Consider the following 12,294-nt stretch of genomic DNA (forward strand, 5'->3'; position numbering starts at 1 on the left):
TTAATATTTAAGCTGCAAAATTATTAAAAAACTATTTAAAATACTCCTTTGGGTAATTGCATCAATAATTTTGCTGCTTGCGCTTCTTATTTTCTCACTACAATTTAAGCCCGTACAAACCTATTTTGCGCAGCGGGCTGCCGCATACCTGTCTAAAGAGCTCAATACCACTATATCAATTAAGAGTCTTTATATCAAACCATTTAAGTCTATTGTACTCGAAGATTTATTGGTTTTGGATCTGCAAAAAGACACTTTATTGAGCACGCCACAATTTATGGTCGATATTAATCGATTATCCATTGATAAAAAGATTATCGATATCAATACCGTTCAAATTAATGATGGTCAGTTTTTCCTAAAGGATTTCAAAGATAAGTCTTCTAATCTCGATTTTATCATCAACTACTTCGATTCTGGTAAACCTAAGGTAAAGAAAAAGAAAAGCAAGCCTTTTGACGTCAATCTGGGCCGCCTTATTTTAAATAAGTTTGCGTTCAGGTATATCAACTACAATGCAAAAGATACCACTCAAGGCAAAAGCGTAAACTTCGATAATGTAAACGTTAAACAGCTAAGTGGAATTTTTGAAGGATTGGATACCAAGAACCACTTGTTAAAAACGAACATCAAAAACTTAACTTTTAAAGAGCGCAGCGGATTTTACCTCAAAAATTTAACGGCGCAAACCACGGTTGACAGTAACGCCATTGAGTTAAAAAACCTATTGCTCGAAACCAATCAGAGCCGTTTAACCAATTACTATCAAATGCGGTTTAAAAGCTTTAAAGATTTTAACCAATACATAGATAATGTACGGATGAAGGCCATCTTTAAAGATAGCCATATCACCTCAAGAGATGTTGCGTTTTTTGCTCCTGAATTGAATACCATGAAACTCGACCTGGATGTTGATGGTCAGATTACAGGTTTAGTGAATAACCTTAAAGCCAAAAAACTCTCCTTAAGAACTGGAAAGGCTACACACATTAAAGGCGATTTTATTTTAAAGGGGCTGCCAAAATGGAAAGAAACCTTTATGGACCTGAACATTGAGATGGCGGGCACAAACAAAACCGATCTTGAGCAAGTGCTTGCTGGTATTACGAACAGCAAAAAGCAAATTGTTCCGGTAATTGTAAAGAAATTTGGCAACATTAATTTTAACGGAAGTTTTACGGGTTTTCAGAACGACTTCATTGCCTATGGCGAGTTTAAAACGAAACTGGGCCGCGTCGTTTCGGACGTAAATATGAAAATCGATAAAAAAGATGTTCCATCATACACCGGAAATGTAAAAACATACGATTTTAATATCGGCGACTTACTGGATGAGAAGAGCCTGGGCCGGATCAGTTCTTCGTTATATGTGAAAGGGCGGGGAACGGAACTGAAAGAGTTAACCGAAAAAATAAATGGTGATATAGCGTACATCGACTTTAACCAATACAGGTACCGTAACGTGAAGATTGATGGCACCTTTGATAAAAAATATTTTGACGGTAAGCTTAGCATTAATGACCGAAACGTTAAACTGTTATTTGATGGGGGTGTTAACCTGAACCCTAAATTACCGGTATTTAATTTTAACGCAACCATTTCCAAGGCACGTTTAAAAGCCTTAAAATTGTTAAAAGATTCGTTAATGGTAGATGCCAAATTTACCACCAATTTTTCGGGCACCAACCTGAACAACATATCGGGCAAATTATTAATTCAAGAGATCAGGCTGCAAAACCGAAAAGGCACTTATAGCGTAGATTCTGTACAATTAATGGCCAATGGCACAGGCGCTAACCGCGTGCTCGATATCCGTTCAGATATTTTAGACGCCAGCATTAAAGGTGAATATGACTTAAATTCTATCGCATCTTACTACAAGGCTATCGCCAAAACGTATATCCCATCCTTAAAAGCCGACATCATCAAATACAATAAGCAGATTTTTCAGTTCAACCTTCAGGTTAAAAAATTTGAGCCGCTTGCACAGATCCTGGCACCCGGCTTAGAACTGGAAGAAGGCGCTACGCTAACTGGCGATTTCGATTCGCGTAATAATACTGCCACACTAAATGGTTTTGTCAAGAAATTAAAATACAACGGCATTGTCGTAAATAATATCATCCTCGACGAAAATACCACTACACAACAGCTTCAACTGATTGTAACTTCTGACCGGGTGCAGCTTAACGACAGTCTGTTCATTAAAGATGTAAACATTTCCAACATCCTGCGGAACGATAGTTTGGCCTTCAACGTAAAAATGTCTAACAACGATGAAGATAATCAGCTCGATTTAAACGGATTGGTAGAATTCACCAAAAACCAGGATACTACGGCAAGGTTAAGCGTATTGCCTTCTATCTTAAAAATCAATAATGAAGAATGGCGTATCCAGGAGAAAGTACGCATTGTGCTGAACAATGGTAAAACCGAGATCAGCAATTTCGATTTAACGAATGGAAATCAGCAGGTGACCATTGATGGATTAATTTCTGAAGATCCTAAAGATTTGATTAGTGTTGGATTTAAAGATTTTAGCTTAAAAACCCTTAACCCCTTTACCAAAGGTTTTGGTGTTAAACTGGGCGGAAACGTTAACGGCAAGACTGATTTATTTGGCGTGTTAAAAACACTTCGTGTAACCGACGATTTAAAAGTTGATTCGTTAAACTTTAACGATATCTATATCGGGACCTTAACAGATACCTCATCATACAGCAATGAGAGCCAAAAACTTAATGTATTTACCCGCATTGTGGCAGACAATTCGGAGAACTTTAAACTGACCGGAAATCTTGATCTCAAGGAAAAAGAAATTGACCTTGCCGTAAAAATGGACGACAGCAAACTTACTGTACTTGAGCCATTTGTTAAACAACTGGTATCCAAACTAAAAGGAAACATCTCAGCTGATTTAACGGTAAAAGGCAAGTTAGACAAGCCGGAAATTAATGGAACCCTATCTTTAAACAAGGGGGAACTGATGGTAAACTACCTTAAAACCACTTATGTAATTACCGATAAGGTAGAAGTAAACAACAGTGTAATTAAGCTTGAAGATTTCGTACTTAGAGACCTGGAAGGTCATGAAGCCACCGCAAATGGTAGCGTAGATTTAAACGACATCAACTACCCAACATTGAATGTTAAGGTGAATGCCAACAGTTTAATGGCCTTAAATACCACCGCGAAAGATAATTCTATTTATTATGGTCGTGCATATGGCACAGGTGTATTCACGTTTACAGGGCCTACCAATAAAATGAAGATTGATATTAAGGCGAAAACGGAAAAGGGAACTGTATTTAACCTGCCATTAAACAGTTCTGAAACCGTATCGGATAAAGATTTCATTAATTTTGTAAGCCGCGATTCTACAGTTCTGGTGAAGAAAAAAACCAACTTTGATGGTTTAACCCTAAGTTTCAAATTAACCATTGATCCAAATACCACGGCGAACATTTATACCACCCTGGGCAATTTAAGTGGCAAGGGTAATGCCGAGCTGAGCTTAAACATCAATAGTTTTGGCGATTTTGAAATGTCTGGTGATTATATCATCGAGACCGGAAGTTTCGATTTTACGGCTCAGGAAGTAATCAACAAAAAATTCGAAATCAGGCAAGGTGGAACCATCCGCTGGACAGGTAATCCTACGGCTGCACAAATTAACTTAAAGGCGGTATATGCATTGAGGGCGAGTTTAAACGACCTTTACAAAGCGGCTAACCGCGATGCGAGTAGCAATGCCAACCAAAGGGTAAATACCGAGGTAGAAATGGGTTTAACGGGTTTACTGTTAAAACCTGATATTAAGCTTGATATCAATTTCCCTGCACAACCTTCTATTAAAGAAGAGCTGCAAACCTATTTAAGCGATCAGAATAACCTGAACCTGCAGGCTTTCAGTTTAATTATCAGAAGAAGTTTTGCACCAGGCAATGGCGGGCAGTCGATCGGGAACCAGTTGAGTTCAACGGCTACCAGTACGGCTACCGAATTGGTGTTTAATCAGTTTAACAACGTACTTTCTTCGTTAAACTTAAACTTTGTCGATCTGAACGTACGTTCGTTAAGCGAGGCCAATGCATCGTTCAAATTCTTTAATGATCGTTTAATTATTAATGCGGGTATTGTAGACCGCAATAGTGTGAACGACTTTACGGTGATCGATTTCTCTAAAGATAATGTGGGCAGAGAGGTGGAGGCACTTTTTCTGATTAAAAAAGATGGAAGTTTGACAATGAAAGCAGCAAATAAACCGCCTACCCAACAGAGTATATTCTTAAACAGCGGAATCAGTCCAACCGCAAACGTAACCTCTTTCGGTTTGGTGTATACCCAGCAGTTTGATACGTTTAAGGAATTTGTTCAGAAAATTTCTGGTGCTTACCGCCGAAACTTGAAAAGAAAACAAAATCAAACTCCTGTTAAAACGAATAAATCAATTAGTAAGGAAGCGATTATCAATCAAAGTAAAGGAAATCAGCGGAGGTAGGGTTGGTTGCGTTAGTTCATTGGTCATTGGTTTGTTAGTTATTGGTTAATTGGTCATTGGTTAATTAGTCAATGTCATGGCTAATTGTCTAAGTTAAAACTATTAGATTAGAGACCAAAAACCTATTAACTCGTTAAAGTCGCTTGAAGTCAAATCTTGAAACACAATTCTTATTTGTCAGTCCCACTCCAACATCGTCATCCTCGCGCATGCGGGGATCTTAATTCTATTTATAATCAATAGAATCACAAATAACATAGATCCTAAAACAAGTTCAGGACAACGAACTGTTGGGAACGATGAGCAAGGTTGCGCTAAAACAAAAAGACCAACAATCGAGTCCTGCTCAACTGTTGGTCTTGTATAAGTTTTCAATTCGTAGTTCACAGTTCGCGCAATTCAAATTGTGAACTGCAAACTGCTAACTGAGCTATCCTTTCATAATCGAATGGCCCATTTTGTCTCTTTTAGTTGTTAGATAACGTTCGTTGTGTACGTTACTTGCAATTTCGATCGGAATGTTTTCTACCACCTCTAATCCGTAACCAATTAAACCTGCCCTTTTGGTTGGGTTGTTGGTCATTAAACGCATTTTAGTTACCCCTTCTGATCTCAGGATCTGCGCGCCTACACCGTAATCGCGTTCATCACCTTTAAAACCCAGCTTAATATTGGCTTCAACGGTATCAAAACCAGCATCCTGTAAGTTGTAAGAACGTAATTTATTAATCAGTCCAATACCTCTACCTTCCTGGTTCATGTATACCACAATACCTTTACCTTCTTTTTCGATCATTTCTAATGCCTTATGCAACTGCGGACCGCAATCGCAACGGCAAGATCCAAAAATATCGCCCGTTACACAAGAGCTGTGCACGCGTGCCAAAATAGGTTCGTTGGGATCCCATTCGCCCTTAGAAATGGCTAAATGTGTAGCGTTATTATCCAACTGGGTATAGGCCGTCATTCTAAAATCGCCCCAACTGGTAGGCAAATCAATACTTACCTCTTGCTTAATTAAACTGTCTATCTTTAAACGGTAGGCAATTAAATCTTCAATTGATATAATTTTTAACTGGTGCTGCTCGGCAATTTTAAATAAATCCGGAAGTCTGGCCATTTCGCCGTCTTCTTTTAAAATCTCTACCAATAAACCTGCAGGTTTCATACCGGCCAAACGTGCTAAATCTACAGCAGCTTCAGTATGACCTGCACGACGGATTACCCCACCATCTTTGGCTATTAAAGGAAAAATATGTCCTGGTCTGCCTAACTCTTCAGGGTCGGTTTTGGGATTAACCAAAGCCAACATCGTTTTTGAGCGATCGCTTGCCGAAATTCCGGTAGTACAACCATGACCAACCAAATCTACCGAAACTGTAAAATTAGTTTCGTAAGCAGCTGTGTTTTTACCCACCATCAGGTTAAGGTTTAACTCTTTACAACGTTCTTCTGTTAAGGGCGCACAGATTAAACCACGGCCGTAAGTGGCCATAAAATTGATGATCTCTGGCGTTGCATTCTCGGCTGCCGTTAAAAAATCACCTTCGTTCTCTCTATTCTCATCATCTACAACAATAATTACTTTACCAGCTTTTATATCTGCGATGGCCTCTTCTATTGTGTTTAACTTTGTTTGCATTTTATAAGCATTATGGGGCAATGGTGTATAAGGCACATTAAAATGGTTTTATACTACAAACAATAACCCGTACAAATGTACAACCTTATTTGAGCAATATTTGGATTAAAATATCATCTGTAAGTAAAGGAAAAAGGGCCTATTTTTCTTTCTTTTTAAACAACTTAAGAATGAGTTGTTTGTAATAATCTACATCAAACAAAGCCGAATCTGCTGTGGCTTTATAGGTTAAAAAGGCAGCCAGGGGCGACAGCACAATTACAGCAATCCACATCCCGAATATCGGGTTCAAATTACCTTCACGAGCCGATTTTTCGGCCACTGTAGTGATAATATGGTACACCAGGAAGAAACAAATCGCCACTACTACGGGCAAGCCCATCCCACCTTTTCTGATAATGGCTCCCAATGGCGCACCAATAAAAAACAACAGGATGCAGGATGCTGCCAGCGTGAATTTACGCTGATACTCTACGGTGGCAAAAATGATTTCGCCGGTTAAATCGGTTTGGCGAGGTCCCCAATTGGGTACATGCTGCATAATGTTAGCCACCGTGCTATTGGCATTCTCCAAAGCCATTTTACGCGATCCGTTTGGAATATCTTTTAATATGACGTCGTCAATCTCTTTCGGTACGGCTTTTACACTGGTATAACCCCTGGTTACATTAAATTGCTTAAAGTTACTGTTGAGATTGGCCACCGTACGCATTTTCATCGTATCCAATTGCTTCGTCAGCGAGTCGCGCTTTTTTACAATCCCTTTCAGGTTTAACATGGGGGTACTGTTTCCGAAAGCATTGGGATCGGTTGTACTGCCATCAAAAGACGACATATCGAAACGGGGTGAGGTTTCTTTAAAACGGTTTCGTGTAAAAATCTGCCTGGGGTTGTACATGCCGTTTTTTGCAGCTTGTTCTTCGTACTGCACTCCATTTTTAAGGTTAAGCACCAAAAACTTACCATCGGCAGTTTTATTCATTTTACCTTCCCTGGCCAGAATTACTTTCGGAATACCATTATTTTCGCGGTGATCGTAAATCATGATATTGTGCAGCGTACCATCTTCTTCTTTTGAATCTACACGGATGGCATAGCCTGGAATGTCATTGTTAAAAACCCCTGGTTTAATCAAAAATGAAAGTTTTTTATTTCTGATATCGTACAATAGCGATCCAAATTTGAGGTTGGCTTTGGGCAACATATAGTTGGCAAAAAAGAAAGAGGCTACCGTGAGCATCAAAATAACCACAAACAAAGGACGCATGGCTTTCTGCAAAGAAATACCTGCTGATTTGATGGCCACCAGCTCGTAATTTTCGCCCAATGTACCAAAAGTCATGATGGAAGAAAGTAATACCGAAAGTGGAAGCGCCATGGAAACATTGGCAGCCGAGGCATAATACATCAGTTCCAGAATGGTATACCATTCGAAACCTTTTCCAATTAAATCATCAATCCATTTAAACAGAAAAAACATTAATAGAATAAACATCATAACAAAAAATGTTGCTATGAATGGCTTCACAAATGCTTTTATTAACAGAAGATGTATTTTTTTCACCTTACAAAGGTAAACAATACGAAGATAATATTACGCACCCAAAACGCTAATCAGATAATCGATCTGGTTGTCCCAGATTAATTTTTTCTCTGCTAAAAGTTCATCGGTCGTAAAATCGGTGATCGAGAGGGCAACATCATTGGTTAATTCGTCCTGTACAATTTCCATCTCAAAATAACATTGAGGTTCATCATCCAGCCACTTAAATTTAACCAGTTTATTTTCTTTAATGGAAACCAGTTTTGCTTTTTGTTGCTCATCGTCCCATGTAAAAGTATATACCTGATCGCGAAAATTCACATCGTCCGCAAACCATTGTGATAAGCCGTTTGGCTCACTTATAAAGCTATACAATATTCTTGGTGACGATCTAACTTCGTACTCTAGTGTAAATTTTTTCTTTTCTGCCATTTTTAGTACACTACCAGGATAATTTCCGGACAATTTTTTAATATTATTTTGCTAAAGAAAGGTAATTTATTCTATATCTGCAACAATATAATTTTTATTGGTTCCAGGTTGTGCATTGGTTCATTTGCCATTGGTTCAGTGGTCATTAGTTCATTGGTCATTGTTGAGTGGTCATTGGTCATTAGTCACTGGGCATTAGTTTATTACTCAGTGGCCATTACCTCGTTATTCATGCCAGCAGGCTATATTGATAACGATCCTGAGGCGCGGATTGATTAGTAGACCCAAATTCCTATTCCAAATATGCCACACAAATTCATAAAAAACCGGAAGCTTGTATAAACCGCATAGCGTTAAGAAAAAAGATGGTACAAAGCTGAGCAATTTGAGGGATAAATAATGTCGTTAAATCTGCACTAATAGCCGTCTTGAAGACTTTTTATCTTATAAGGCTTTACTTTTTCGGTTGAAATGCAGGGCCTGATCTGCCTCAAATGCTTAAGCAAAGACTGATTAATTGGTCAATTGTCTTCAGCACAAAAAACACCAAATTCCTTTACCTATTCTTTACCATTTGTTTACCTGTTCTATACACCAAGTTAACCCCATGTTTACCTTTTGCTTACCTATTCTTTACCATGGCGTTACCTCATTTATTACCTAAAAGGTAAAGGATTAGCGAATAAGTGGTACAGCTGGAGCGAAGCAGGTGTTAACCTGGCCCCTCCAAAGGGTAGTTCATACCCAAAACCATCCTATTGTCTGATGATACCATTATTCCTACAATTGCAAGCGCAGAAAATAGCTTTAATTGACCGCTCCGCAAAACCTGTACGCACCGCAGCCTTATTTTGTATAAAATAGCGTTCTTAAAAGGATTAATATAAAGATAAAAACTTCCAAAAAGCAATCAATTTTATTGACTACCAACGTCTTAAACTATTTTTCACATTTCTTTTTAATAGAATGTATATTTATTCTATATTTGCAACTCTTAAAAATAACCACTTCGATATTTACATTTATCCGTAAATATGAAAGCCCGGCGGGGTAGCTCAGATGGTTAGAGCGCAGGATTCATAACCCTGAGGTCGGCAGTTCGATCCTGCTCCCCGCTACTTAAGGAAACAACACACACGAGTTGTTTCCTTTTTTTATGACCATAAGAATTTATTAGTCAAAACTTTACGTTGGCGCAATAGTGGAAAGACCAGGTGCATTGACCCCATCTCACCAAAAGACGACAGTCCGATAATCTACTGGTTTACAGCAAATTTATACACCAATAAAATTGGCGAAACGGCGTTAATACACTCTGGTTTATGCAACCAAGCTTAAGGGATAAACAGTTAAATCTCCTTACAAATATTACTCGTTCCAAAATTTGACACAATTGGAGTTACCGGTTTCGCCTACTTCTTATGCTGAAAACAAATCGAGTTTGCGATTGATAGATAACATCGTTTTAAAGATCAAATCGAAATAAGAAAGCGCAATTTCTCTTGAGAATTCTTGTTGATATAGCTGAGAAAATGTGGATGATAAGGTCGTAATTTGTGTTTTCTGACCTAGTTTGACGTCTTCCCCAGATTTGAGGGAATTTTTTACCTCCTCAAAACTGAACATAAAACCCGAAAATTTCGCTGGGGCATCCTTGATAATCTTTTTGGTCTCAGCATGGGAATAAGGATTTCGGATTTTATTCTTAACATCCTCCAGCTGATCGAATTCTTGCTGACTCAACAGCCCTTCTTTCAATGCTAACTTCAAGGAATCAAGCAGAATCAGGCGGTCGTATTTTGTGATAGCCTCATCGGTGAGCTTGTTGTATAGCTCAGGCTGAGCATAAGTTACTCCAAGTGTGTATTTTTGAATTAGAGCCAGTTTGATTAGCCGCTCCAGAAAATGATTAGTAGCAAAGATGCTCGCCTGAAACAGCTCTAGCATAAGGGTTTTGAGAATTTCTAATCGGAGCGATGAAAGCGAAAGAAAATGATCTGCCTTTGGCTCCAAATATTTTTCTATCACTTTGTAATTTAACTTAGTTTTCTCAGCTAAATCCTTTGTAAACAATTGTTCCATGACTTTAAAATTGACTATTTAATTGTGCATTTTATTAAAAATTTTGACACATGAGCGTGTTGAAATAGTTATTAAATTAATATTTGATTACAATTACCCCATCAGGCGCTTAGTCAATACCCATCCAAAAACCTGTTCAACTATGCAATTGGCTATTTCGATCATTCCGATAACTGCCTCAAGCTTGTTTTCCTCAGAAACCTCGTTATCTGTCCGCCCAATAAAAGTCTTCACTTTTCCATCTTCCATTTTATTGAAAGCCGTTGCGCCATGGATGTGCTTACTACTGAAATGTACAAAACCCGAGGTTTCCTCATATACTTTTTTCATCCAGGGATATCGTGATGTTTCTTTTTGAACCAAATAACAATCTGTCATCTGCTTATTATCCTTATCCCTCATCAAATCAATCCGTTCTCCTAAAAGAACTTTTCTGGCAAACTCATGCGGATTACTTACTAACCAGCTTGCTGTAAGGCGCAGGTATGTATCCAAAAAAGGTCTTACCAAGTGGGCCGCAGAAATGTAATTTGAACTTCCCATTAGCGTAATAAATCCAAAACTGAGTGACATGGCGCGATTAAGGATACCTGCCACATAAAAATCAAGATCGTAAAGACCATTTCCTGAATACATCACCTCTTTACCCAGAGTCAGGAATCTTTTATCGAAAGTTTCCAGGCGCTGCAGATAGAAAGCAAGCCATCCTCTTAGCTCATCATCTCTAGTGTCAGCCGGGATGACATTGTCTTTTAACGCTAAGCTTTGCCAGAATTTTCTGGCATTTAATTTAATAAACTTTTCATTCCCTATATGCCAAAACTTCTCTCCTTTCTTATTCAGAACTAAGCAGCCTAAATCGCATTCAACCTCATCACCCTGGTCTGATTGGCTCAAGAATACAGGTTTCATTTCCTCGGGAATTTCTTTTACAGTCTCTTTCCAATTCATAGAAAAATAGCTTTTATTTTTTGTTAGTTTGATTAGCCGCCCTGATAAGGGCTCCAATCCATATAATGAGGCCTTGTATAAAGCACAACATAAAATGTTCTTGCCTTGGGAAAATGGCGCACAACTTGAATTTCTTTTTTATAGCGGAACTCAGCAGAAGAATCATAGCAGTATTGCCTGATCCTTTTAAGTAATTTTGTGTACAAATGAAATATAGCCATCGTCTTGTGAAATATCAATGTCCATTCTTCAAAGGAAACTCCATGCCTTGATTCATCTTTATCCGGCTCAAAATTATTAAAGCTGATAGATCTTCCTAGAATGGCATATTGAGAATGTGATATGGCGTTTCTGATTTGAGGAAAATGGCATTCTTCAAACCCCTTACTGAGCGCTGGCAGATATTCCTTCAGCCCGGTTTTAATCTGCTCTAAGAGCTCGCGACGTGAAAAACTTCCAGGCTTCGCCTTTCCAAATCCATTTATGCTGCAATGCCAATCATAACCTTTTCCCTCTACTAATCTTAACAACTGATAAAACTTTTTCAAAAAAGTTTCACCTTCCCAAATTTTAATGTAAATGAGCATTTCAATCTGAATGGTAAGCTCCTCAGCCGCTATCACATCCTTTAGCTCTGTGTCTGCCTCTATTCCCAAATTAACTGCTTTTTTATAATCCTCAAAACTCGCCACATCTGCAGAATTCCCATAATGGGCAATAAATTTGTAGTTAGTCGTCTCGCAATACCCTGCCATGTCATCACCTATATTATAGTACTGCATAAGTTCTTTGGTCCCGGGATTTTCGAAGTCTTCCTCTTCTGATAAAAATGCCCCTTCCATAGCCAGGAGTAGGTCTCCGGGGTGAATTTTATTTTTGTTTGCTAACTCAAATAGGCGATTGAAGGCCTCTTCGAGCTCTGATTCAGTCTGAAGTATGAGATCTTGAAAGAGCATTTGCTAATCAAATTAGATAAAAGTCAAATATAAGCTATTCGAAATCAGCTTTAATTTAACAATTCGTTATATTTGCTCTTTAAGGCAACGGACCTTAAGATTTTAGGAGAAAAAATGACCTCTCACGAAACAGCAAGGTAATTTGGTTACACTCTGATTTTGTGTTACGACCTTATTGATAACTATA

At 38.4% G+C, this 12,294-nt stretch carries 7 protein-coding genes and 1 tRNA gene; 2 read left to right on the top strand and 6 right to left on the bottom strand.

What is annotated here, in order from left to right:
- The first annotated feature begins 70 nt into the window (after nt 1-70).
- The gene (locus OQX63_RS04865; protein ID WP_265849757.1) at nt 71-4,501 is read left to right on the top strand and encodes a translocation/assembly module TamB domain-containing protein; all 4,431 of its coding nucleotides are present in this window, start codon (nt 71-73) and stop codon (nt 4,499-4,501) included.
- A 430-nt stretch (nt 4,502-4,931) separates the two neighbouring features.
- On the opposite strand, the gene OQX63_RS04870 is transcribed toward OQX63_RS04865, so the two are convergent.
- From OQX63_RS04870 to OQX63_RS04880, 3 genes are all read right to left on the bottom strand, one after another.
- Nucleotides 4,932-6,143, bottom strand: coding sequence for a bifunctional 3,4-dihydroxy-2-butanone-4-phosphate synthase/GTP cyclohydrolase II (locus OQX63_RS04870; protein ID WP_265849758.1), 1,212 nt, complete (start codon nt 6,141-6,143; stop codon nt 4,932-4,934).
- 139 nt (nt 6,144-6,282) lie between these two features.
- Nucleotides 6,283-7,707: an LptF/LptG family permease gene (locus OQX63_RS04875; RefSeq protein WP_265849759.1), complete on the bottom strand. Its 1,425-nt coding sequence runs from the start codon at nt 7,705-7,707 to the stop codon at nt 6,283-6,285.
- Between the two features lie 30 nt (nt 7,708-7,737).
- Nucleotides 7,738-8,118 (bottom strand): START-like domain-containing protein, encoded by a 381-nt coding sequence (locus tag OQX63_RS04880; protein WP_029278206.1) that lies wholly within the window; start codon nt 8,116-8,118, stop codon nt 7,738-7,740.
- A gap of 1,044 nt (nt 8,119-9,162) precedes the next feature.
- Between OQX63_RS04880 and OQX63_RS04885 the strand changes: the two genes are divergently transcribed.
- Nucleotides 9,163-9,236 (top strand) — tRNA-Met (locus OQX63_RS04885).
- A gap of 301 nt (nt 9,237-9,537) precedes the next feature.
- Here OQX63_RS04885 and OQX63_RS04890 read toward each other — a convergent pair.
- From OQX63_RS04890 to OQX63_RS04900, 3 genes are all read right to left on the bottom strand, one after another.
- Nucleotides 9,538-10,200: a hypothetical protein gene (locus OQX63_RS04890; protein ID WP_265849760.1), complete on the bottom strand. Its 663-nt coding sequence runs from the start codon at nt 10,198-10,200 to the stop codon at nt 9,538-9,540.
- 93 nt (nt 10,201-10,293) lie between these two features.
- Nucleotides 10,294-11,151: a hypothetical protein gene (locus tag OQX63_RS04895; RefSeq protein WP_265849761.1), complete on the bottom strand. Its 858-nt coding sequence runs from the start codon at nt 11,149-11,151 to the stop codon at nt 10,294-10,296.
- A gap of 32 nt (nt 11,152-11,183) precedes the next feature.
- Nucleotides 11,184-12,107 carry a hypothetical protein gene (locus OQX63_RS04900; RefSeq protein ID WP_265849762.1) on the bottom strand — a complete coding sequence of 308 codons (924 nt, stop codon included), beginning with the start codon at nt 12,105-12,107 and terminating at the stop codon, nt 11,184-11,186.
- Nucleotides 12,108-12,294: the final 187 nt, after the last annotated feature.

The sequence above is a fragment of the Pedobacter sp. PF22-3 genome (genome assembly GCF_026239555.1).
Taxonomy (GTDB): domain Bacteria; phylum Bacteroidota; class Bacteroidia; order Sphingobacteriales; family Sphingobacteriaceae; genus Pedobacter.